The 22,708-nt window shown below is 41.6% G+C and carries 19 protein-coding genes and 1 riboswitch; of the genes, 5 read left to right on the forward strand and 14 right to left on the reverse strand.

Features of this window, described 5'->3' with window-relative positions:
- Positions 1 to 240 precede the first annotated feature (240 nt).
- The 3 genes from AB5706_RS11625 to AB5706_RS11635 all read right to left on the reverse strand — a co-directional run bounded on the left by AB5706_RS11625 (position 241) and on the right by AB5706_RS11635 (position 3,915).
- Positions 241 to 1,461, reverse strand: a complete 1,221-nt coding sequence (locus AB5706_RS11625; protein WP_368366098.1) for a serpin family protein — start codon at positions 1,459 to 1,461, stop codon at positions 241 to 243.
- A 108-nt stretch (positions 1,462 to 1,569) separates the two neighbouring features.
- Positions 1,570 to 2,031, reverse strand: coding sequence for an NUDIX domain-containing protein (locus AB5706_RS11630; RefSeq protein WP_368366099.1), 462 nt, complete (start codon positions 2,029 to 2,031; stop codon positions 1,570 to 1,572).
- Positions 2,032 to 2,127: 96 nt separating this feature from the next.
- Positions 2,128 to 3,915, reverse strand: a complete 1,788-nt coding sequence (locus tag AB5706_RS11635; protein WP_368366100.1) for an aminopeptidase P family protein — start codon at positions 3,913 to 3,915, stop codon at positions 2,128 to 2,130.
- Positions 3,916 to 4,048: 133 nt separating this feature from the next.
- Positions 4,049 to 4,145, forward strand: a riboswitch (THF riboswitch).
- Between the two features lie 251 nt (positions 4,146 to 4,396).
- Here AB5706_RS11635 and folE point away from each other — a divergent pair.
- The 4 genes from folE (at position 4,397) to folK (ending at position 7,245) form a co-directional block, all read left to right on the forward strand.
- Positions 4,397 to 4,954 carry a GTP cyclohydrolase I FolE gene (gene folE / locus AB5706_RS11640; RefSeq protein WP_187565518.1) on the forward strand — a complete coding sequence of 186 codons (558 nt, stop codon included), beginning with the start codon at positions 4,397 to 4,399 and terminating at the stop codon, positions 4,952 to 4,954.
- A complete protein-coding gene (locus AB5706_RS11645; protein WP_195700139.1) occupies positions 4,951 to 5,448 on the forward strand; it encodes an HD domain-containing protein in 498 nt (165 codons plus the stop codon). The genes folE and AB5706_RS11645 overlap by 4 nt, the downstream gene beginning before the upstream one ends.
- 39 nt (positions 5,449 to 5,487) lie before the next feature.
- Positions 5,488 to 6,297 (forward strand): dihydropteroate synthase, encoded by an 810-nt coding sequence (folP, locus tag AB5706_RS11650; RefSeq protein WP_148462230.1) that lies wholly within the window; start codon positions 5,488 to 5,490, stop codon positions 6,295 to 6,297.
- Between the two features lie 114 nt (positions 6,298 to 6,411).
- Complete coding sequence (gene folK / locus AB5706_RS11655) at positions 6,412 to 7,245, forward strand: 2-amino-4-hydroxy-6-hydroxymethyldihydropteridine diphosphokinase (protein WP_294425739.1); 834 nt, start codon at positions 6,412 to 6,414, stop codon at positions 7,243 to 7,245.
- A gap of 212 nt (positions 7,246 to 7,457) precedes the next feature.
- On the opposite strand, the gene AB5706_RS11660 is transcribed toward folK, so the two are convergent.
- The 10 genes from AB5706_RS11660 to AB5706_RS11705 all read right to left on the reverse strand — a co-directional run bounded on the left by AB5706_RS11660 (position 7,458) and on the right by AB5706_RS11705 (position 19,575).
- On the reverse strand, positions 7,458 to 7,982 hold the full coding sequence (locus AB5706_RS11660) for a hypothetical protein (RefSeq protein ID WP_173719453.1): 525 nt from the start codon (positions 7,980 to 7,982) through the stop codon (positions 7,458 to 7,460).
- Between the two features lie 122 nt (positions 7,983 to 8,104).
- Positions 8,105 to 8,956: a hypothetical protein gene (locus AB5706_RS11665; protein ID WP_118581483.1), complete on the reverse strand. Its 852-nt coding sequence runs from the start codon at positions 8,954 to 8,956 to the stop codon at positions 8,105 to 8,107.
- Between the two features lie 39 nt (positions 8,957 to 8,995).
- On the reverse strand, positions 8,996 to 9,622 hold the full coding sequence (locus AB5706_RS11670) for a response regulator transcription factor (protein ID WP_173716186.1): 627 nt from the start codon (positions 9,620 to 9,622) through the stop codon (positions 8,996 to 8,998).
- Positions 9,570 to 10,913, reverse strand: a complete 1,344-nt coding sequence (locus AB5706_RS11675) for a sensor histidine kinase (RefSeq protein WP_270432310.1) — start codon at positions 10,911 to 10,913, stop codon at positions 9,570 to 9,572. The genes AB5706_RS11670 and AB5706_RS11675 overlap by 53 nt, the downstream gene beginning before the upstream one ends.
- Entirely contained in the window at positions 10,910 to 12,577 is a 1,668-nt protein-coding gene (locus AB5706_RS11680) for a histidine kinase N-terminal 7TM domain-containing protein (protein WP_195700144.1), read from the reverse strand. The genes AB5706_RS11675 and AB5706_RS11680 overlap by 4 nt, the downstream gene beginning before the upstream one ends.
- Positions 12,578 to 12,762: 185 nt before the next feature.
- Positions 12,763 to 13,539 (reverse strand): DUF4428 domain-containing protein, encoded by a 777-nt coding sequence (locus AB5706_RS11685; RefSeq protein WP_368366101.1) that lies wholly within the window; start codon positions 13,537 to 13,539, stop codon positions 12,763 to 12,765.
- 61 nt (positions 13,540 to 13,600) lie between these two features.
- Entirely contained in the window at positions 13,601 to 14,416 is an 816-nt protein-coding gene (locus AB5706_RS11690) for a hypothetical protein (protein WP_118581471.1), read from the reverse strand.
- Between the two features lie 324 nt (positions 14,417 to 14,740).
- Positions 14,741 to 18,283: a pyruvate:ferredoxin (flavodoxin) oxidoreductase gene (nifJ, locus tag AB5706_RS11695; RefSeq protein ID WP_148462236.1), complete on the reverse strand. Its 3,543-nt coding sequence runs from the start codon at positions 18,281 to 18,283 to the stop codon at positions 14,741 to 14,743.
- Between the two features lie 202 nt (positions 18,284 to 18,485).
- A complete protein-coding gene (locus AB5706_RS11700) occupies positions 18,486 to 18,899 on the reverse strand; it encodes an RrF2 family transcriptional regulator (RefSeq protein ID WP_118581465.1) in 414 nt (137 codons plus the stop codon).
- A 154-nt stretch (positions 18,900 to 19,053) separates the two neighbouring features.
- A complete protein-coding gene (locus AB5706_RS11705; RefSeq protein WP_148462237.1) occupies positions 19,054 to 19,575 on the reverse strand; it encodes a shikimate kinase in 522 nt (173 codons plus the stop codon).
- Between the two features lie 296 nt (positions 19,576 to 19,871).
- Between AB5706_RS11705 and AB5706_RS11710 the strand changes: the two genes are divergently transcribed.
- Positions 19,872 to 21,512: an ABC-F family ATP-binding cassette domain-containing protein gene (locus AB5706_RS11710; RefSeq protein ID WP_118581462.1), complete on the forward strand. Its 1,641-nt coding sequence runs from the start codon at positions 19,872 to 19,874 to the stop codon at positions 21,510 to 21,512.
- Between the two features lie 154 nt (positions 21,513 to 21,666).
- Here the strand turns inward: AB5706_RS11710 and AB5706_RS11715 are convergent, their stop codons facing one another.
- Complete coding sequence (locus tag AB5706_RS11715; RefSeq protein ID WP_148462238.1) at positions 21,667 to 22,497, reverse strand: hypothetical protein; 831 nt, start codon at positions 22,495 to 22,497, stop codon at positions 21,667 to 21,669.
- Positions 22,498 to 22,708 lie beyond the last annotated feature (211 nt).

Genomic DNA, 22,708 nt, shown 5'->3' on the forward strand with positions numbered 1-22,708 from the left:
ATTTCAGAAGCAATTCCTTGCGACAGCTTGTTTACTATACCACTGCCGCAAGGAATCGTCAAGCACTTTTTACAAAATCTTACAAAAATCTTTTAGATTTTTTCGCAACAATCTCCATATTGCAGCCCAATAAAAAACTCAATCTGAAAAGTCCTATCATAACAAGTACGCCATAATATACATCAAATATATTTTCTTTCATTTTTTAATTAAATTGTTTTCATAATGAAAGAATTTCTGTCACTGTAACGTTAGAACTTTTCCCATAAACAGCACTTCCTCATTTGCACTGTCGTAGATCAGAAATGCAAATGGCCGTGTCAGCTCAACATCTTTTATAATCGGATCCGTATCCATTGCAGACATGCATTCCATTGTCACTGCAGTCACAGCGGCAGCCTTAGTTCCATTTTCGTCTAGTTCCAGCTTTGTTTTCTGTAAAACAGAACTGACATGAACCGCTTTATCTGCAATGCCTGAAAAATCAGCATCGTCTGAAAAAACATTCTCAAGTCCTATTCTGCTGAGGATATCACTTAACTCAGCGGTTGTTTCAAAATTCAACTTAGGCATTTTACAGTTAACTTCATCGTATTCCGGTTCTGATTTCAGAAGTCCTTCAATATCCAGCTCATCAAGAGTAAAATCTCCTTCTGCTTTCGGCAAAATTCCAATGAAGCTCAGATTATTTGCATAATATTTTTCAAATGCTGTTGCCGCATCATTTTCATAGTAATTATCACCGATGCTTGTCATGTACTTTGTTTCTTCGTTATCGCCGAATTTTTCTTTTTCGTCAGAAACATCCCATGGATCCTGGGACCATCCGGATTCAAAATACAATGAATTGGTGAGACACAATTCACTGTTTTCATTAAGCATGTCAGGTTTCATAATTTCCGGAATCAGCCCATCTGTATTTTCATTGCACCATGCATTAATAGTGTTGCATGTGTTTTCTTTATCAGAAAAATCAAGAATTTCAGCCTTTGCTTCAAAATTATCTTCTGCATTTTTTTGAAATTGTTCCTGCAGAGTCAGTCCCCGATTTACCCATAAAGCATCTGCAATTTTTAATTTCGATGTATAACCATAATTTTCGTCTTCTGTATTATAGCTTTTAATTACATTCATATACTTTCTGGCATATGCTGCAAAATCATCGGTTCCTAAATATTCATTTAATGCGTTTTTCGTTTCGCCCTTGGCACCCTCTGCAAGCATACCAAGAGCAAAGTTAAGGCTTGTGGGGCTGAACATTATATTGGAATCCTGATTTTCTTTGGCTATTTCATCTGTAAGGTTAATAGAATTCTGCAGATTAACTGATTTATCAAGATCAATGTTCTTTTCAGCTGCATTTAATTCTGCGTGACTGGCTGTGGCAGCATATACATGGATTGGAGGAGCCATGGTTGTCATGAACGTCAGTGCTCCAGCAAAAAGTTTTATTTTATTCATGTATAACCTCCTTGTACGGTCGATGAAGTCCTTTTTGCAAAGGTTTTCTGCAAGTTTCTGTTTTATTTTAACATATTTGTTTCTTCTTTCTGTTATATTAATTTTCATTTAGTATAAGCGAATTTCCGTATTTACAAGCATTTCTCCCTCATATTGTAGTTTAACAGAGAAAAAACGTTTTTCCTCTGAAAGAAGCAGGTTCAGAAAAACTTTATCACCTTCCCATGTAGGAAGCTCTGGCACTATTTTCTTATCAACCCAGCATAGTTCGCCTTCATTGCATTCAATCAGTTCCCCGGTATATCCATCGGCTGTAAATACACACATAAGCTCAGATTCACATTCGCTGTTTATAAAGGTTACCAGGCCACGAAATTTGTAGGAAATAAGTGTGAGTCCTGTTTCTTCTTTTACTTCACGCAGAAGACATTCTTCAGGGGATTCCTGATCTTCTGTATGTCCACCTACACCAATCCATTTGCCTTTATTTATGTCATTTTGCTTTTTTACTCTGTGAAGCATCAGATATTTGTCATCGTTTTCGATATAGCATAAAGTAGTTATTGTCATTTATTCTCCTTCCCGCAGGCGCTGCTTTTTTCTGTGAAATATAAAACAGGGGCGATGCATATCAGTTTTATACATGCCCCTGTTTACTGTTTTAAATCAGATTTCGCGTGTAGCTTCTTTCAGCCATTCTTTTTCCTCTTCTTCCAGATATGGAGAAATCTTTTTATATACCTGTGCATGATAATTATTAAGAAGTGCCCGTTCCTGCACAGTCATCAGCTCGGGAACAACAGCATCCAGATCAAACGGTACCATAGTCAGATGTTCAAAGCACATAAACTGGCCAAATGAGGTTTTCTCTGCTTTTTTGCATACAAGCAGGTTTTCGTGGCGGATTCCATATTGGTTTTCCACATAGTATCCAGGCTCATCTGATGTGATCATACCCTCTTCCAGTACTGCATTATCTCCCTGAATAATTCTCCAGCGGAAGCTGTTTGGTCCTTCATGAACATTCAGAAGATAACCAACTCCATGTCCTGTTCCATGATTAAAATCCTGTCCCATTTCCCATAACGGACCACGCGCCAGATAATCCAGATTTACACCAGTACAGCCATAACGGAATTTGGCATTTCCAAGGTTCAGCATGCCACGTAAAACAGCGGTAAAATATTTCTTCTGCTCGTCATTCACAGAGCCCATAACAATTGTGCGGGTGGTATCTGTAGTACCTTCGTAATAGTGTCCGCCTGTGTCTGCCAGAAGGAAATTGCCAGGCTCAATGGCAATATCTGTCTCTGGTGTTGCAGAATAATGGTTGATTGCAGCATGAATGCCATAAGAAATAATGGGGTCAAAGCTGTTGTCGATAAAGTTCTCCTGCTGGGCACGGAAGCTGTACAGCTTCTCTCCTGCGCTTAACTCTGTCATTGTAATTCTGCCAACATTTTTCTTTAGCCAGCAGATGAATTTGGTAAGCGCAACTCCGTCTTTGATATGAGCGATACGTTCATTTTCTACTTCTACTGGATTTTTAATTGATTTTGGAAGAAAAGTCAGGTTGGCTTCATCCAGAATCGTTACTTCCTTCGGAATACTGTTTACCAGACGACAGTTGGCTTTCTTTTTACAAAGAAGAACTGTCATGTCTTTCTCAAATGTTTTTACATATTCATAAATGCTGTCATAGGGCAGAATGGTTACGCCATCCTTAGATAATGCGTCCAGAATTGAAGCCGAAAATGCTTTTTCATTTGCAAACAGCCTGATTTCTGTTTTTGTCATTATCAGATAAGAGAGAACAACCGGACAGCAATGTACATCGCCGCCACGAATATTCAGCAGCCATGCAATGTCATCCAGAGAAGTCAGTACAAATCCATCTGCACCTTTCTCTTCCATTGATTTACGGATTCTTGCACATTTGTCAGCACGGGATTCGCCTGCCCATTTTACATCCAGTTCCATAACCGGTTTACAGGAAAGTGCCGGACGATCTTCCCAGATTTCTCCTACCAGATCAGAATCCGTCTGAAGAGTGGCTCCTTTTTTTGCAAGAAGTTCGGTCAGTTCATCTGCTTCTTCGGCGCTGACGGTTCTTCCGTCAAAACCAAGGCACATTCCCTCGCCTAATTTTTCTTCCAGAAACTGGTGCACAGTGGGAACATCTGGTTCTCCCATTTTAAAAAGCTCTACACCCGTTCCCTCCAGCTGTGCGGCCGCCTGGATGAAATATCTTCCATCTGTCCACAATCCAGCCATATCCTGCATGATGACTGCTCTGCCGGCAGATCCGGTAAAACCTGTAATATATTTTCTGCACTTAAAGTATTCTCCTACATATTCAGATGCATGAAAATCATCTGTGGGAACAAGATAGGCATCTATTTTCTTCTCTGCCATTACTTCCCGAAGTGCGGTGATTCGTTCTTTAACTGTCATAAAACTGACTCCTTCCAGTGAATTTTGTCTATTCCTATTATAATATCCACGTTACCCTTTCGCAACCTGTTTAAGAAAAAACACTTTTCTATTCCCAAAAGACGTGATATACTAACTTTCGAAATGAATGATATGCAAAATAGGATTTTATGCGTCAAGTGTTCGGTGAATGGGGAGTTGTCACTGAAACGAAAAGCACGTCTTACGGTATATTATCCGCACCCGTTGCAAGCACTATAAGAGGGATATCTCATATTGTGTCAGAGCCTGCCTGAAAGGGATTTTCTACAAGACGCACGTTGCGATTTGTGGAAACGTTTTTTAACAGGCTCAAGGGAATGTTTTCGACATACATTCTATCACAATTGGAGATATCCTTTTTTGCGTATTAAGCAGGCAGATATTCGAATTCGAAAATCCTTCCCCGGTTTTATCAAAAAAGGATAGTCTCCGCAATCAAATACAAAGGAGGTTATTTTTAATGGTTGACAAACAAAAAGTAGAACAGGCCATCCGCCTGCTTCTGGAAGGAATCGGTGAGGATATTACCCGGGAGGGACTGATTGATACTCCCGACAGAATTGCACGTATGTGCGAGGAAATTTACGGTGGTCTCGATCAGGAAGCAGATCCCCATTTACTGAAGCAGTTTCCAGTAGAAAATAATGAGATCGTATTGGAAAAAGATATTACTTTTTACTCTATGTGCGAGCATCATCTGATGCCTTTTTATGGTAAGGCGCACCTGGCTTATATTCCCGATGGAAAAGTCACAGGATTAAGCAAGCTGGCACGTACGGTAGAGGTTTATGCCAGAAGACCGCAGATCCAGGAACGCCTCACAGTACAGATTGCGGACGCTCTGGAGCGTGCCCTCTCTCCGAAGGGAATTATGGTTATGCTGGAAGCAGAACACACCTGCATGACCATGCGAGGCGTTAAAAAGCCAGGAAGCAAAACAATTACGACTGTAACCCGCGGAGCCTTCAAAGAAGATAAGGAGCTGCAGAAAATGTTCCTTTCCATGGTCGGAAAATGAGCAGTTCTTTTTCTGAAACAAACCGTATTTCTTTAATCTGGCGGCATCCCCTTTATCAAAAGCACTGTAAGAAAATACAGGAGCTTGAAAAAGATCGTATTTTCTGCAGACATACGCCGGAACACTTTCTGGATGTTGCCAGGCTGATGTATATTTATTCTCTGGAAAACAAGCTTAATCTGTCCAGGGAAATCATTTATGCCACTGCTCTTCTTCATGACATTGGCCGTGCGCAGCAATATCTGTCGGGTATTTCTCATGACATTGCAGGAGCTGAAATAGCCGGAAAGATTCTGGCAGATCTGCATTTTACAGAGCAGGAAAAAGAGGAAATATTATCTGCGATCAGTCAGCACAGGACGGATGGATCTGATAATGTGTTGGCTATGCTGCTATATAAGGCTGATAAAAAGTCCAGAAATTGTTTTTCATGTTCAGCAGCTTCAGAATGTTACTGGCCTTCTGAGAAAAAAAATCTGACAATTGAATATTAAGCCTTCTAAAAAATCTAACAGAAAGGATGGTTTCTATTTATGAAAATTGGAAATCGTTTTTTTGATACACAAAATCACACTTATATAATGGGAATTTTAAATATTACTCCTGATTCTTTTTCCGATGGCGGGAAATGGAATCATTTAGATGAAGCTTTGCGGCATACAGAAGCCATGATCGCGGATGGTGCGGATATTATCGATATTGGCGGGGAATCTACGCGTCCCGGACACACGCCGGTCAGTGCAGAGGAAGAAGCTCAGAGAGTTTTGCCCGTTATCGAAGCGGTCAGAAAACGTTTTGACATTCCCATTTCTGTAGATACCTTCAAAAGCAGCGTGGCAGAAAGTGCGATTCAGGCCGGTGCAGATCTGGTCAACGATATCTGGGGATTAAAATATGATTCTGAAATGGGAGCTGTAATTGCCAAATATGATGTTGCATGCTGTCTCATGCACAATAAGTCCAATACAGAATATAACAATTTTCTCATTGATATGCTTTCTGAGACACAGGAATGTGTCAATCTTGCAAGAAAAGCAGGAATCAAAGATGAGAAAATCATTCTCGATCCAGGGGTTGGATTTGGAAAAACATTTGAGATGAATCTGGAAACTATGAATCATCTGGAGCTTTTTAAGAATCTGGGCTTTCCGGTTCTTCTTGGCACCTCACGCAAGTCGATGATCGGACTGGCACTTGATCTGCCTGTAGACCAGCGTGTAGAGGGAACACTGGCTACCAGTGTAATTGGTGTGATGAAGGGCTGTTCTTTTGTGCGTGTTCATGATGTCAAGGAAAACAGACGCGTAATCCAGATGACAGAAGCAATTTTGGGTTGTAATTGAGAGTAAAGAGGACATTCGCAATCCGCTTCGCTACTTGCTCATGAACGCAGTCGCGAAGCGACTGCGTTCAAATTCCTCAAAATTGTAAATAGCCAACAGAAAGGAACAACTGTTATGGATAAAACCAGATTTGATAAAATAGAAATTAAAGAACTGGAAATTTTTGCCAACCATGGTGTCTATCCGGAAGAAAATGTACTTGGACAAAAATTTGTTATTTCTGCCACCCTCTTTACCCACACACGTCAGGCCGGGTTAACGGATGATCTGTCTGCTTCTATCAATTACGGAGAAGTCAGCCACATGATTACAGATTTCACCAGAAAACATACTTTTAAGCTTCTGGAAGCACTTGCAGAAAATCTTGCAGAGATGCTGCTCGACTCTCTTTCCGATCTGGAACAGATCACACTGAAAATTGAAAAGCCCTGGGCTCCTGTTGGTCTTCCACTGAAAACCGTATCTGTGGAAATCACAAGAAAATGGCATACTGCATACATTGCTTTTGGCTCTAATATGGGAGATAAAAAGCTGTTCATCGACAATGGGATACGTGGTTTGAAAAAAACAAAAGGATGCCGGATAGAGGCCGTTTCTGATTATCTTGTAACAGAACCTTATGGTGTTACCGATCAGGATGAATTTCTGAATGGAGTTTTGAAAATGCGTACCCTTCTTTCACCGGAAGAATTGCTGGAACGTCTTCATCAGCTGGAACAGGAGGCAAACCGGGAACGTATTATTCACTGGGGTCCTCGTACTCTGGATCTGGATATTCTCTTTTATGATCAGGAAATCATTGATACTGCAGATCTTCACATCCCCCATCCGGATATGCAGAATCGTGACTTTGTGCTGGCTCCTATGAACCAGATTGCCCCTTACCTCAGGCATCCTGTACTAAATCAGACAATTTCACAGCTTTTAAATATTCTTCTTTGCCGCTAAACGAACATGTCGCCTACCGGCGACATCACATATGAAAGTCAGCTGTTCCGCGCCTATGACGCTCCCACAGCTGCCGACCGCATTCGTAATCCGTGCTATCACGCCACCGTACGGTTCCGTATACAGCGGTTCAACCAACTTAACAAGTGACAATCTAACATTGGGGCTGCCGGAAAACAGGCAGCCCCTTGTGTAATAATTCGCATCTGCTGTCAAGAAGTGAGACGCTGTCCGCAATATTCACAGTTGCACAGGCGGCCTTTTATTATCTGATTCTTTGCACCGCAGCTGGGACAGGTAACTGTAATATAAATCTTCTCATTCACACGTCTGTTTGGTGCAGTAATCAATATATAATTTTCTTCTCTGTCTATCTGAATATTTCGAATATACCCTTTGGCAATCATTTTTTCCAATTTCCTTACAGCATCTTTTCCCATCTCAGTCTCAAACTTCTCAAATGAGAGCGTGCTCTGGGCATAAGATTCAAACCAACAGGCTATTTCTCTGGCTTTTTTCTTCTTCAATGCTTTCTGGATTTCCCGGAAGGTGGGATACAAAAATAACAATCCCAGTATAATCTCCGTTGCTGCCATTCCCCAGCGTCCTTCACCAATATATTTCTCTGCTGCGCCAATAGCTCCCAGAGTAAAAAGTATACAGAAGCCACAAAGAACCCATTTCAGTTTTCCTAACACTCCTGTTTTTTTATTCTTTTCTGTTAAAAAATCATTCATGTCTGTTTCCTCTTTCCCCAATTAATCAATCTCCGTTATATACGAAAGCCTGTTTAAAAAATCATTCCTGCAATCTGCACGCCCTGATGAATCTTCTGTCAGCATATACCAAAATCCGTCTGTCAGCCAGCTCCCAGCAAAAGCCACGCATCGCCTAACGGATCGTAATAATAAACCACATTATCTCCTGCCGCATAATATTTTTCTTTTGTAAAATGTTCCTCATGATCTGTCCCTATAACAAATACCGGACAGTTTCTTCCCTCAATATACTCCTCCGTACCGGTATACCACAGGGACATTCCAAGACCAAGGTAATAACTAACTTCGTCTGTTTGCGCAATCAAGTCCCTGGCAATATTTATATCCAATGAATAATCATACTCTGATTGATACTCATCCCAATCATAATATATTGAAAAATCATAGCAGTAGGCTTCCGCTGCAAGGTGTCCATCCTTTAGCGATACCATAGGATGGTATTGCACACTCATATTCTGCTTCTGCACAGAAACCATTACATTGGAAAAAATCTCGCTCATATTGCAGCGCAGGATAATGACTTCATTTTCCTGCCCCATATACCATGGATTGTTCAGATCTTCCAAATATTCCCCTTCTTCCGTAACCTGAGTCGGATAAATACTGATCTTACAATCAAGTCCTGGAACAATAGCATAGATTTCATAACCTCCTGCATCAACAACAGTTCCATCCTGCAAAAAAGGATAAGCCGCAGCCAATTCTTCCTGCCTGGTATATTCAAGTATCTCTGATGTATCTGCATTTTCATAAGTGTAGCCCAGAAATGCCATTCCAGCCTGGCATTCATTTTCTCTGATAATGTCTTGCAAAATTGCCAGATTCTCTTCTGCCCCAGAAGTTTGGGCAGATACTTCTCTCACACATTCACCGTAGTTACTAAAAGAAAACAGTACTGCGCAAACACATACAGCAATAGAAAATTTTTTCATACTTTTAGCTCCTTCCTGTCAGAATATGCCTATGCCTTTCTATTTCAGTGTGGTTACAATCAATTTACTTTCCAACGCAGCTGCTATCAGATCTTCCTTGCAGCTATATCCTGCCTTGTCAATCATTTCCTGAAAATTCCATCTTACCCCGGAAGTCGAACAATCCATTTTCCTTGCAATCTCCGAATAGGACATCCCATGAATATACAAACGCAGCATCTCCAGTTGTCTTGGACTGATATCACCGCTTGTGATCCAGTTAAGTTCCACCTTTGGCGTTATATCCGGAAATACACGCTCACCATTTAAGGTTCTGTAAATCACACTCCGTATATCCTCTTCACCGTGATCTTTATACCAGAGACTGTCCGCACATCCGCTTTTTGCTCTTTCCAGCACCTTGGGATCGATCAAAGACGTAACAACCAATACCTTTGTATATGGGTACTTTTCCCTGATCATTTTTCCGGCGCTCAGCCCATCGTGATTATGAAATGTCTGAACATCCATGATTACAAGATCTATTACTGAATAATCACAGATTTTTACAGCTTCACGGGCATCCGAAATTGTCTGAACATGTCGAAATTCCGGATCCTGCATAAGAATATATTCAAAATACTTCTGCATGATCTTCTGATCTTCTACTATCAGTACACGTACCATCCAAACTCATCCTTTCTGTCAGCGGCATCTTCAATATCAGACAAAACTCAGGGACAAATAAAATTTGCATTGTGCAGTTCATTGATTCGGCTGCTTTTCTCAGTGCAGACAAACCACCGCCTTCTTCCGCATTTTTTTCAGGCGCATCTCCATCATTGGTGATCCGGATGTTGTATTCATTTGCATATTTGTCTATCTTCACAAAAACAACATTGCCGTGGGCATGTCTGGCACAGTTTGTCACACATTCACGGATTGCTCTGTCTGCCAGAACTCTGTAAGATGGATATAAAGGAAAGTTTCCGCTGATCTGAACCGAAATCCCAAGCTCCTCTGCATGTTTAATCGTATCCTCATACAGCTTTTCCATACTCTCTACGGCAGAGCCGGTAAGAATATAAACCAGATGCTTCAATGCAGACAATTGTTTATCCATTTTGTCCTGATTTTCTTTTCTCTCCAATATTCTGCGTATTGACAGAAGACTTCGCCCAAAATTATCATGGACTTGCATTTTCATAGCAAGTGTTTCCTGCTCTCTGATTTTATCACCGATTTTTTCGTACATTTCCTCCAGCTTATGATTCAGGATTTCCAGCTTTTCATTGTTTGCCCTGATCTTTTCACTATTATAGTAAATTTCTGATACATTAACTGCTACTGTCTGCAGATATCCTGCACAATCCGGCTCCTGCAGACGATATTCCTGAAACATCCAGACAGAATCATCTGGAAAATAAAACACGTTACTGTCGCTGCTTAATCGGATAAGTCCTTTTGATATAATTTCATTGTCCATTGCTTTTCGCAATGTATCATAATCCTGCAGATAAGCCCCCGTCATCATTCTGCACAATTCCTGCATCTTGGTATTACACAAAACAATCCTTCCAAGCGAATCCGAAAAGCATACTCCACACGGAACGTCATCCACAGCTTCATTCACAGACCAGTACGACAAGGAATGATTATATTTGTATCTCTCCTTCCAGATTGCCCAACAAAGATAAAATGTCAATGCAACAATCCCTGCTGCTAAAATACTGGCCGGATAATCCTGGAGCATTGGCTGATATGCACTTTCTCCAATACTATATCTATGCTCATTCATCAAAGAAACCATAAGAGCAAAAGAAACTGCAAAAACAGTTATTGTCGTTATCACTTTCTTTTTCCCGGAAAAACAGGTGATTCTTAGCAGAAAGAGAATAAGTTCCAAAATCAGGCAGATTTCCAGAAGAATCATCAGAAAATTCTGCATTGCTATGCTGCATTCTACAAAACTATTCATCTGCCGCCTCTCTTTCTGAATATGCTGCACCCAACAAACCATTCTTTTTCATCTTCCTGCTGCACTTTAAGGTCCGGTCTTTCTGACATTAAGCCGCACAGATCTGCCTCTGATGCAATGTGAACGGAAATCCGAAGATCATCATCAATCTGCGACACACGGTAAAACATAGACTGCATCACATCAGATAGCCGTTCTGCAAGCCATTCAAAGGTATCATAGCATTTTAGTATATCCTCTGCATTCAGCTGAATATCTCCATTTTCCACATAATAAGCAGCCCGGATCCTGCATAATTTTAAACTGTCACAGGATTCTGCAAGACTTTGCCTGAGATCTTCCATAGTAAGCACATTTCCATCTGATGTATATTGTGTCAATACCAGATTTTTTCTCCGCTTCAAATATGTACCAATAACTACAATTTTACCGAGAAGCAGATCATATCGTTCCCTTGATTCCGTCCTTTCCAGTTCATCCATCAACTGCGACAGCAATTCCAGCTGTCCGGCAGTCTGATTCTGTATCATGTTTAACAGCCGATTCTGTTCTTCTGTTTTTCTTCGCTCCGCTTCTTTCTCATAGGTTTTCTGCAGCAGTCTGTTTCTAGCAGTCAGTTCTTCCTGCTGTTCCCGAATATCCTGATATTGATCCAGCAATATTGAAATATCTTCTGACCAAAACAGATGTCCTCCCCTTATGGGAATATGGTTGATCCGGATTCCCTGTTCCTGCACAGATGATCTGTGAATGATCATTGTACGCATTTCAGGAGAAAGCTTGGGAAAATCACCGGAATGATAATAACGCTGAAAAGAATCATCTGTAATCTCTGCGTCCAGCCCTCCTGAAGTCTGAAATAATTCAAAATATCGATTGTTTGTCTGTATCAATCCGCATACTATACAGCCCTGATAAATTGCTGCCATTAAAAGACAACACACTGCTGTCATATCCCCTGCAAGGGTTTGGATGAAAGACAAATGAAATATATTTCCAACATTCCATCCCAGAAGCAATATTCCTGGAATGACTGGCAGCCAAAACTGTTTCTTTCCCGGAATCCTGCTTTTTCTGATCAGAATAATTTCCATTCCTGTCAGACAACTCAGCATCCACCCCTGAATCACTGCAAAAAGAATACCATAACTATAATCCCTATCCGAAAATGGAGGCTGTTTAGAAAACCGAAACACCAGCTGATGCAAATCATTTGTAAAAACACTTATGATCAATACTGCCGCCACAGTCAAAAGAATTATGATTTGTCTGACCGTTTTTTCTTCATCTTTTTCAACAAAAAACAATGCTGCTGACAGACCTAAAACAGGGATCAAGATCATCGGAATATAATACAGATACCAACATATATGTTCTCCAAGAGGTTCATGAAAAATATGAAATTTCACTGTTCTTACAAAGAACCAGAATACCATCAGACAACCAATTGCAGTCAGACATCTGCGCATTTTTTTATATACTACATGCTTTTCCAGATAGATTACCCAGGCACAGTACAGCCCCAGGTAAATACAATTGCGGCACTGGTCTGCAAAATTTCTTGCAAAAGTATTTTTCGGTCTTACCAGCCTGCAGAAATAAGCCAGAAGCACGCTTATCAGAATTACTCCATACGACAACATCCTCTTTTTATTATATGTCATGAAAATTCCTCTCTCATTGTATACTTTTATAACAAGTATACTATAAAGCTCTGTTTTATTATATAGTTTTTAGAGAAATTGTCAATTTTCAGAGTTTTCCGATTATTGGTCACTGGTTTAGAATGAACAATAACCCTATTATCACGAACAGAGTGAACAATCATGTCCACTCTGTTTTTCATTACTTAAAACGGTCTTGGCTGACCACAATATTCGCAGAACCTTCCCACATTCTCTGCACCACACTGGCATCTCCACGATCCGCTATCAGGACGCATTCCCGTGTTCATGTTCATTCCAGGCTGCATCCCTGTGTTCATGCTCATTCCAGGCTGCATCCCTGTGTTCATGCTCGTTCCAGGCTGTATTCCGGCATCATTTTGTGTCAAAGCCGCAATGATCTGATGTCCAGTCTGCTCCACTTCCATCAATTCGTCTCTCTTTTCACTGCTTATGGAAAAAGTATTCAGACGAAAATCCATATCGTCAAACCAGGGAGTGTTAACCTTAATGCGCATAGTATAATCAAACTCATAGTCATATATTGGCGGCTGATAGCTTACTGTCTTTCCATCCTTTGTATAGGTTTTCTCAATCTGTTGTCGATCCACCTCTACTCTACACTGTACAATAGCGGATAAAGGAACTATATCCGGATTTTCATTGACATCCAGTTTTCGTGCAACAGTAAAATTTCTCTTATGATCATCAATGAAAACAGTATAATTTCTGGTACTGATCTGACGGGTTATGCCAAAATCCATTACTGCCTTTTTGTTATTTTCACGATATTCCAATTGACGTTTTATATCCTCTACCGTACTGTGCCGCCGTTCCTCAAACCATGGTGATAATTTTTGGGCACAGTTTTTACATAGATTTCCGTCATCTAATTTTCGATTCCCCAGTAAACCTATTTTTTCTCCGCAGATATCACAGATTTTCTTATCAAATAATCCCATAGCTTTCCTTTCTTTTCTGCCGCACCAGAATCATGCAATTCTGGTGCGGCAGTATTTTACACTATTCTACAACATCTATTTTGTCAAAATATGTCTTTACGGAGAAGTCCTCCCCATCTGTTTCAGAAGTTTCTTCTTCACTGCCATCAGACTCCGGTTCAAAACACAGTTTTCCATCATCTAATAAACTGAGCCTCATAGTATCACAACTGAAAAGCATAGTTCCAGCCTCATCTCCCGCTGCAGTTTTCAATACCAGAATATTTCCATCCATTTCTCCCTGGAGTTCAGCTCTGCCCTCTTCTCCGCTTTCAATTACGATAAGCTCAGACTTATCTTCCTGAATAGACAACATCATCTCAAATCCGGTCAGTTCAGAATTGACAGGCATCTGCATTCCAAATGCATCCATCAAAGTGCAGATCCATTCTCCTTTGAAATCCTCCATGGTCGGGTTTTCCACCGGTTTGCCTGGTACATATGGCTCATACTCTTCCTTTTCCTGGCTTAGGATCATTGTCGTTCCATCTGCAGTTATCGTTATTTTGCCATCAGCATACTCACATTCTACCGTTTGATCGCTATAAGTCATCAACAATTTATCATTTTCTATTTTCCACTCTGATTGATCTGCCTCTGGTTCTTCCCCACTGTAGGACGTTATGGTTTCCATCTGACCGCCTTCTTTAATATCCACGGTCACTTCCATTCCCATTACTCCTGGATGAAACAAAATGTCTCCACCCATGGAAAGCTCATTTACATACCAGGTTCCAATAACATCCTTTTCTTCAAGTGCATAAGCATTCACGCTCATCAGGCCTGTCATTAAGACTCCAACTGTTCCAGCCACCCACAGTCTCATTTTTTTGTTCATAAAAACATCTCCCTTCTTGTTATTATCGTGTTTTTTGTTATTTTCATTATACGTGAATGCTTTCCTATTTGCACTAGCACTTCTGACAGTAACTGAACTGATCGGGTACATCGAATATTAAGCAACCGCCATATTGACTTGTCTGATTTTTCATCTGCTGCGCCTACGTCAGTCACCGTAGCCACCCAGAATTTAATCCACACAAGAAAAGCCTGTGATACCACCCTTTTCAGGCAGTATCGCAGGCTCACTTTACGCTACGACATAATAAACATTACATGTTTATATTATATATTTATAATGCGGACTTGCCGCGGGTAATTCTTATTCCTCTGTTCCGTACAGAGTGATCAGCTTCTGCAGATACTCGTATCTTGCCTTAGCCTCGGACTGGTTCTTAGCGAACAGTCTGGCAGCTTTCTCAGGATTCTGACGCTGTAAGGAGTTGTAACGAACCTCACCGTTCAGGAATTCCTGATAATCTGTCATATCCGGTGCTTTGGAATCAAGGCTGAACTTGCTTCCCTCAGCAGCTGGATTGAAGCGGAAGTTGTGCCAGTATCCACACTTAACAGCAAGCTCTTCCTCTGTCTGAGCTTTTGACATACCTTTCTTGATACCATGGTTGATACATGGAGCGTATGCAATGATAAGGGATGGTCCCGGATAAGCCTCTGCCTCTGCAATTGCTTTGATAGCCTGGTTGAAGTCAGCTCCCATAGATATCTGAGCAACATATACATAACCATAGCTCATTGCGATAGAAGCCATATCTTTCTTCTTGGTCTCTTTACCGCCAGCTGCGAACTGTGCGATCGCACCTGTAGGTGTAGACTTGGAAGACTGTCCGCCTGTGTTGGAGTAAACCTCTGTATCGAATACCATAACGTTGATGTCACGTCCGCTTGCGAGAACATGGTCAACACCACCGAATCCGATATCGTAAGCCCATCCGTCACCACCGAAGATCCACTGGGATTTCTTAGCAAGGAAGTCTTTCTGTGTAAGAATGTCTTTTGCCTTGTCGCATCCGCAAGCCTCAAGAGCTGCAACCAGTTTCTCTGTTGCTGCACCGTTGGTAGCACCGCATGCGAAAGTATCCAGCCATTCCTGACCAGCAGCTTTAACGTCTGCATTGTCACCGTTAGCTACAACATCTTCAATTTTTGCTTTCAGGCCATCACGGATAGCTTTCTGAGCAAGAAGCATACCATAACCGAACTCAGCATTATCCTCAAATAAGGAGTTGCCCCATGCAGGACCCTGTCCCTTAGCATTTACGGTATATGGTGTAGAAGGTGAGGAGTTACCCCAGATAGAGGAGCATCCTGTAGCGTTTGCAATGTACATTCTGTCACCAAACAGCTGGGTGATCAGTTTTGCGTAAGGTGTCTCACCACATCCAGCACAAGCTCCTGAGAACTCAAGAAGCGGCTGTTTGAACTGGCTTCCCTTAACAGTTGTCTCTTTGAATTTAGCGATAACGTCTTCTTTAACCGGAAGAGTTACACCGTAATCGAAGTATTTCTGCTCTCCCATGTTTGCTTCAAGGTTTTCCATAGCAAGTGCCTTAGCACCTTTCTTGCCTGGGCAGACGTTCGCACAGGAACCACATCCTGTACAGTCAAGAGCGGATACAGTCATTGTGAACTGATACTCATCTTTCATACCAGTCATTGGTAATGTCTTGATTCCCTCTGGAGCATTTGCAGCCTCTTCAGCTGTAAGAGCTACCGGACGGATAACTGCGTGCGGGCAGACATAAGCACATCTGTTACACTGGATACAGTTCTCCGGATTCCATACAGGGATATTTACAGCGATACCACGTTTCTCGTATGCAGCAGCACCGGATGGTGTAGTACCGTCAACATAATCTTTAAATGCAGATACAGGCAGTGTATTACCTTCCTGAGCATTAACCTTAGCCTGGATGTTGTTAACGAAATCAACAACTTCCTGACGTCCTTCTGTAGCGTGAGTCATATGAAGACCCTCGTCTGCAGCATCTTTCCAGCTCTCTGGAACCTGAATCTCAACAACCTGCTTAGCACCAGCATCGATAGCTGCCCAGTTCTTCTGAACAACGTCATCACCTTTACGTCCGTATGTTGCTTTCGCAGCAGCTTTCATAAGCTCGATAGCCTGCTCCTCCGGAATGATTCCGGTAAGTTTGAAGAATGCGGACTGAAGGATTGTATTGATACGTGTTGGTCCCATGCCAGTCTCGATACCGATCTTAACACCGTCGATGGTGTAGAATTTGATACCGTGGTTAGCGATGAATGCCTTAACCTGTCCTGGAAGATGTTTCTCAAGACCTTCCATATCCCATGCACAGTTCAGAAGGAATGTACCGCCGTCAACCAGTTCCTGTACCATGTTATATTTGTTCACATAGGACGGATTGTGGCATGCTACAAAGTTTGCTTTGTGGATCAGGTAGGTAGATTTGATCGGTTTCTTACCAAAACGAAGGTGGGACATTGTAACACCACCTGACTTCTTGGAGTCATAATCAAAGTATGCCTGAGCGTACATATCTGTATTGTCACCGATGATCTTGATGGAGTTTTTGTTAGCACCTACAGTACCATCAGCACCAAGTCCCCAGAACTTACAGTTTGTTGTTCCCTCTGGAGTAGTTACAAGCGGAGCGCCTGTCTCAAGAGAAAGGTTTGTAACATCATCAACGATACCAAGAGTAAATTTCTCTTTCTCAGTATTGTCATAAACAGCTACGATCTGAGCCGGTGTTGTGTCCTTTGAACCAAGTCCGTAACGTCCGGTGAAGATCTTAACGCCGTCAAATTTGCTGTTCTTAAGTGCAGCAACAACATCAAGATACAGAGGCTCGCCCTGAGCTCCTGGCTCTTTCGTTCTGTCAAGAACTGTGATCTGTTTAACTGTCTCAGGAATAGCATCGATAAGAGCCTGTGCGCAGAATGGTCTGTAAAGACGAACTTTAACAACACCAACTTTTCTGCCAGCTGCCATTAAGTAGTCGATTGTCTCCTCAATCGTATCATTTACAGAACCCATAGCTACGATAACGTGCTCTGCGTCTGCTGCTCCATAGTAGTTGAACAGCTTGTAATCAGTACCGATCTTAGCGTTAACTTTGTCCATGTACTCCTGTACGACTGCCGGAAGAGCATCGTAGTATGGGTTACATGCCTCTCTTGCCTGGAAGAAGATATCCGGGTTCTGAGCGGAACCTCTCTGACATGGATGGTTCGGATTCAGTGCGTGATCACGGAATGCCTGAATAGCGTCCATATCTGCCATATCTTTCAGGTCTTCATAGTCCCATGTCTCAATCTTCTGGATCTCGTGAGATGTACGGAATCCGTCGAAGAAATTGATGAATGGAACTTTTCCCTTGATTGCTGCAAGATGTGCTACCGGAGTAAGGTCCATAACTTCCTGTACGGAAGACTCACACAGCATTGCGCAACCAGTCTGACGACAGGCCATAACATCGGAATGATCTCCGAAAATGGAAAGTGCGTGGGAAGCAAGTGCACGAGCGGATACGTTGAATACACCCGGAAGCTGCTCACCAGCGATCTTGTAAAGGTTCGGGATCATCAGTAACAGACCCTGGGATGCTGTATAGGTAGTAGTAAGGGCACCAGCTGCAAGAGATCCGTGTACTGCACCAGCAGCACCAGCCTCAGACTGCATCTCTGTTACCTGTACTTCCTGTCCAAAGATGTTCTTTCTTCCCTGGGTTGCCCACTCGTCTGTAGCCTCAGCCATAACAGATGAAGGGGTGATCGGGTAAATTGCAGCTACATCAGAAAAAGCGTATGATGCATGAGCGGCTGCATGGTTACCATCCATGGTTTTCATCTTTCTTGCCATAGTTTGTTTTTCCTCCTTAAAGGTATGATGAAAATAATATTTCTAGACACAATGTGTCTAAAAGTCCATATGACATTATAGCATAATCTTCCAATGATGTCTATTTTGATTTTTGTACATTATCACATACAAAGATTACCAGAAAGCAGAAAAAAAGCCAGCCAGATACTCCTTTATGGAGTCTGACCAGCTTTTTAGCATATTACATTTCCGGCATGAGAACTTCCTGAAGGGATTTTCTCTTAAGCATTTCCCACACCCCCTGCTGAATCTCACAGAGTTCTCTGTGCATGTAGCAAGGAAGATGATCTCCTTTTCCATCTGTTGGACACTCATAACCTGAAGCCATACATTCTATAATGAACAAATCCGGGTCAATAGCCTTATATACGTCAAACAGAGTCAGTTCACCAAGTGATTTATTCATGGCATATCCACCATGGACTCCGCGATATCCTTTCACAATACCGGCTTTCTGAAGTTTCTTTAGTATCTTATAGGCAAAGGGAGCGGTAATGGATTCCTTCTCGCAGATTTCATTAACGCTAAGGCGAGTTTCCCCTGACAGTGCCCGAAGAACTCTTGCTGCGTAATCGCACTCTCTTGTAATAAACATGTCTGTACCTTCTCCTTACTGGACACAAATCATACTGATTCTTATATTATGTCCTTTTTCTTCTATTCCCCTCCCAGTATGTTCAAATTATAGCAATTTTCAACTTCTATTTCAATAGTTTTTTAATTTTTTTAACATTAATTTCACACTATTTTTAGTTATCGACTGTTTTTAGACGTTTATTTATTTCCAGGCAGATTTCTTCCGCTGTCCGATTGTCTGTTTTTATAACAAAGTCTGCAGCAGCTTCATACTTGGGACGCCTTGCCTCCATCAATTCTTTTATGTATTCCGGATTCATATTTTTTTCCAGAAGAGGTCTGTTGTGGCTGCCTTTCACTCTTTCGTAAACAGTCTCTGGTTCTGCTGTCAAAAGAACAATCGTTCCATTCTTCTTCATCTCATCCACATTGCACTGACGCATTACAGTTCCTCCGCCACACGATACTACGATATTATCCATGGCAGAAATTTTTTTTACAAGTTCGGTCTCCAGATTCCGAAAATATTCTTCCCCTTTTTTTTCAAAAATTTCTGGAATGCTCATTCCCTGTTCCTGAACAATCTGCTCATCCATCTCAATTTTGTCAAAACCGCATACCTCATGCAGGCAATTCAGGATCATACTTTTACCGGTTCCCATAAAACCGGTAAGATATATCTGTTTCTTCGGCATAATTTTTCCTCCAGTTGAATGCCAGGGAAGCAGCACCGTACACCACCTTTTAGAAAAAACTTCCGGTGCTTTTATTCATTCTGGCATTATATTCAGCCATTATAACAGCGGCTTTTTTTTTTGTAAAGTCTAAGGTTTTTGGATTTTGTGAGTTTTCTCCATGTTTCTGCTGTAAAACAGCCTTTAAACAAGAAATAATTGTTGCAAATTTGCCAGTTTACGATAAAATGAAAATCGGCTATACTTATCATTATATGTGTATTTATAAGGATAACGTTTTAATATAGGAGGAAAATATGATTTCAGCAAACAATATTACTTTGCGAGTTGGAAAGAAAGCTCTTTTCGAAGATGTTAATATCAAATTTACAGAAGGAAACTGCTACGGACTTATTGGCGCCAACGGTGCAGGAAAATCTACATTTCTGAAGATTCTTTCCGGTCAGCTGGAGCCTACCAAGGGCGACATTGTGATCACACCAGGACAGCGTCTCTCTTTTTTACAGCAGGATCACTTCAAATATGATGCCTATACAGTTCTCGACACTGTAATTATGGGTAACCTTCGTCTCTATGAGATCATGAAAGAGAAGGAAGCCATTTACGCCAAGGAGGATTTTACCGACGAAGACGGAATCCGTGCCAGCGAGCTTGAAGGTGAATTCGCAGAGATGAACGGATGGGAAGCAGAATCCGATGCTGCTACTCTTCTGAACGGTCTTGGAATTGACACTGAATTCCACTATGCACAGATGGCTGACCTGACCGGTAGCATGAAGGTCAAGGTTCTTCTTGCACAGGCACTTTTCGGAAATCCTGACATTCTGCTGCTGGATGAGCCTACCAACCATCTGGATCTTCCCGCGATTGAGTGGCTTGAAGAATTCCTGATCAATTTTGATAATACTGTTATCGTGGTATCCCATGACCGTTACTTCCTGAACAAGGTTTGTACACAGACTGCTGATATTGATTATGGCAAAATTCAGCTGTACGCTGGTAACTATGATTTCTGGTATGAATCCAGCCAGCTTCTGATCAAGCAGATGAAAGAAGCAAATAAGAAAAAAGAAGAGAAGATCAAAGAGCTCCAGGAATTTATTTCCCGATTCAGTGCTAACGCTTCCAAGTCCAAGCAGGCAACCTCCCGTAAGAGAGCCCTTGAGAAAATCCAGCTGGATGACATGCGTCCTTCCAGCCGTAAATATCCATACATTGATTTCCGCCCGAACCGTGAAATTGGAAATGAAGTTCTCATGGTCGAAAATCTTTCCAAAACAATTGATGGCGTGAAGGTTCTGGATAACATTTCCTTCACTCTTGGACGTGAGGACAAGGTTGCTTTCGTTGGTGCCAATGAGCAGGCGATCACTACTTTCTTCAAGATCATCACTGGAGAAATGGAACCGGATGAAGGTAATTACAAATGGGGAATCACTACCACCCAGGCTTATTTTCCCAAAGACAATACTCAGGAATTCGATAACGATCTTACGATCACAGACTGGCTGACACAGTATTCTGAGATTAAGGATGCCACTTATGTACGTGGTTTCCTTGGACGTATGCTCTTCCCTGGTGAGGATGGTGTGAAACGTGTCCGCGTACTTTCCGGTGGTGAGAAGGTTCGCTGCCTTCTTTCCAAAATGATGATTTCCGGTGCCAACATCCTGATTCTGGATGAGCCTACCAACCATCTGGACATGGAGTCCATCACTGCATTGAACAATGGTCTGATCAAGTTCCCGGGGGTAATTCTTTTCACCTCTCATGATCATCAGTTTGTTCAGACAACTGCAAACCGCATCATGGAAATTCTTCCAAATGGTACTATGATTGACAAGATCACTACTTATGACGAATATCTTGCAAGTGATGAGATGGCTAAAAAGCGCCATGTCTTTGAGATTACTGAGGAAGACGCTCAGGATAATTAAAACGCGTTTGAAAAGTCTTTCCGCAAGATGTACGACACAGATTTTCCAAACACATTCTTAAAAATCTCCTCCTGCCAAATCAACTGACAGGAGGAGCTTTTCGTAGATATTGCTATTTACTTTTCTAGAGCGTATTTGAAAAAGAGTTCAGGGTTTATTTACTGTTTCCTGCATATCCGCTTACCGTAATATAATCAGACGGATAGTAATACGTCACATTGCCTTTCTTCGTGGTCAGAACACCTGTATAGGATCTTCCGGCAGAGCTCTGTGGAATCAGCATAAAATGATACTTGGTTCTTCCATTGGTAGTCAGATATTTTCTCTTATAGAGTTTGCCGCCCTTCTTATTGGTGTAGCGTCTGAATGCCACATACTTGGACTTGAAGCTGTAATTTTCATAAGAGGTTGTATTCAATCTACGATTAATGTTAGCGCCCTTCTTAGCTGCAACAATTAATGGTAAAGTAGAAAGATTGCTTCCGGTTCTTGTCATCTTGATCCACTGACCTTTCTTGATGGTCCTTGTGTTCTTCAGTGGACTATGGCTGGAGCTCTGGTATGCTGCTGTAAGCTTGCTCTTAGCATTCGGTGAGGTAATTTTCACGCTAAGCTTCACAGAACCTGATGTAACCTTAAGGCAGGCGATCATTCCCTGATTGGAAGAGGTGCTGCTCTTAATGTATGTGTTGTTAATGATCTGGCCGGAATCTGTTCTGGCGCCCTTCAAAGCTTCTGCTTCTCCGCCATATGCATATACAATATCATATCTGGTGCCGGAACTCTGCGGCTGAATGCGGTAACTGTAATTCGTAATCGCATTTGACTGAATATTGGTATTCAATAAATGAATACATCTGCCTGCTTTTACTGTGATCGGTTTAAACGATTTAGTTGCCGCTGATACCGGCAAGGTACAAAGCATGGTCATAGCAGCCGCTGCGACCCCGATCAATAGTTTCTTAAACTTCTTTCCTTCTCTCATAAATCCTCCTTGCTGCTCGTCTGGCGAGCTTAATATTATACATTTGCTGGTGGCTTTTGCTTACCGAACCCTTATCAGGAACACTTTATCATTTGTTTCTGATTCGCACTGCCGACTGTGCCAGAGTGTGTTTGAAAAAGGCATTTGACATATAGCAGCATGCAGTGTTTTCTTTATAAATATTTTAGCATATTTCGCTTTGTTTTCTGTA

It is taken from the genome of Ruminococcus sp. RTP21484sp1_RTP21277st1_D2_RTP21277_210401, from assembly GCF_040924225.1.
Lineage (GTDB): Bacteria > Bacillota > Clostridia > Lachnospirales > Lachnospiraceae > Blautia_A > Blautia_A faecis.

What these genes read in the sequence shown, in the direction of transcription:
- AB5706_RS11675 (WP_270432310.1), bottom strand. Translation starts at nt 10,913, where the DNA reads ATGAATAGTTTTGTAGAATGCAGCATAGCAATGCAGAATTTTCTGATG.
- folP (WP_148462230.1), top strand. Translation starts at nt 5,488, where the DNA reads ATGAAAATTGGAAATCGTTTTTTTGATACACAAAATCACACTTATATA.
- AB5706_RS11710 (WP_118581462.1), top strand. Translation starts at nt 19,872, where the DNA reads ATGATTTCAGCAAACAATATTACTTTGCGAGTTGGAAAGAAAGCTCTT.
- AB5706_RS11625 (WP_368366098.1), bottom strand. Translation starts at nt 1,461, where the DNA reads ATGAATAAAATAAAACTTTTTGCTGGAGCACTGACGTTCATGACAACC.
- AB5706_RS11645 (WP_195700139.1), top strand. Translation starts at nt 4,951, where the DNA reads ATGAGCAGTTCTTTTTCTGAAACAAACCGTATTTCTTTAATCTGGCGG.
- AB5706_RS11690 (WP_118581471.1), bottom strand. Translation starts at nt 14,416, where the DNA reads ATGAACAAAAAAATGAGACTGTGGGTGGCTGGAACAGTTGGAGTCTTA.
- AB5706_RS11670 (WP_173716186.1), bottom strand. Translation starts at nt 9,622, where the DNA reads ATGGTACGTGTACTGATAGTAGAAGATCAGAAGATCATGCAGAAGTAT.
- nifJ (WP_148462236.1), bottom strand. Translation starts at nt 18,283, where the DNA reads ATGGCAAGAAAGATGAAAACCATGGATGGTAACCATGCAGCCGCTCAT.
- AB5706_RS11660 (WP_173719453.1), bottom strand. Translation starts at nt 7,982, where the DNA reads ATGAATGATTTTTTAACAGAAAAGAATAAAAAAACAGGAGTGTTAGGA.
- folK (WP_294425739.1), top strand. Translation starts at nt 6,412, where the DNA reads ATGGATAAAACCAGATTTGATAAAATAGAAATTAAAGAACTGGAAATT.
- AB5706_RS11715 (WP_148462238.1), bottom strand. Translation starts at nt 22,497, where the DNA reads ATGAGAGAAGGAAAGAAGTTTAAGAAACTATTGATCGGGGTCGCAGCG.
- AB5706_RS11635 (WP_368366100.1), bottom strand. Translation starts at nt 3,915, where the DNA reads ATGACAGTTAAAGAACGAATCACCGCACTTCGGGAAGTAATGGCAGAG.
- AB5706_RS11680 (WP_195700144.1), bottom strand. Translation starts at nt 12,577, where the DNA reads ATGACATATAATAAAAAGAGGATGTTGTCGTATGGAGTAATTCTGATA.
- AB5706_RS11685 (WP_368366101.1), bottom strand. Translation starts at nt 13,539, where the DNA reads ATGGGATTATTTGATAAGAAAATCTGTGATATCTGCGGAGAAAAAATA.
- AB5706_RS11665 (WP_118581483.1), bottom strand. Translation starts at nt 8,956, where the DNA reads ATGAAAAAATTTTCTATTGCTGTATGTGTTTGCGCAGTACTGTTTTCT.
- AB5706_RS11630 (WP_368366099.1), bottom strand. Translation starts at nt 2,031, where the DNA reads ATGACAATAACTACTTTATGCTATATCGAAAACGATGACAAATATCTG.
- AB5706_RS11705 (WP_148462237.1), bottom strand. Translation starts at nt 19,575, where the DNA reads ATGCCGAAGAAACAGATATATCTTACCGGTTTTATGGGAACCGGTAAA.
- folE (WP_187565518.1), top strand. Translation starts at nt 4,397, where the DNA reads ATGGTTGACAAACAAAAAGTAGAACAGGCCATCCGCCTGCTTCTGGAA.
- AB5706_RS11700 (WP_118581465.1), bottom strand. Translation starts at nt 18,899, where the DNA reads ATGTTTATTACAAGAGAGTGCGATTACGCAGCAAGAGTTCTTCGGGCA.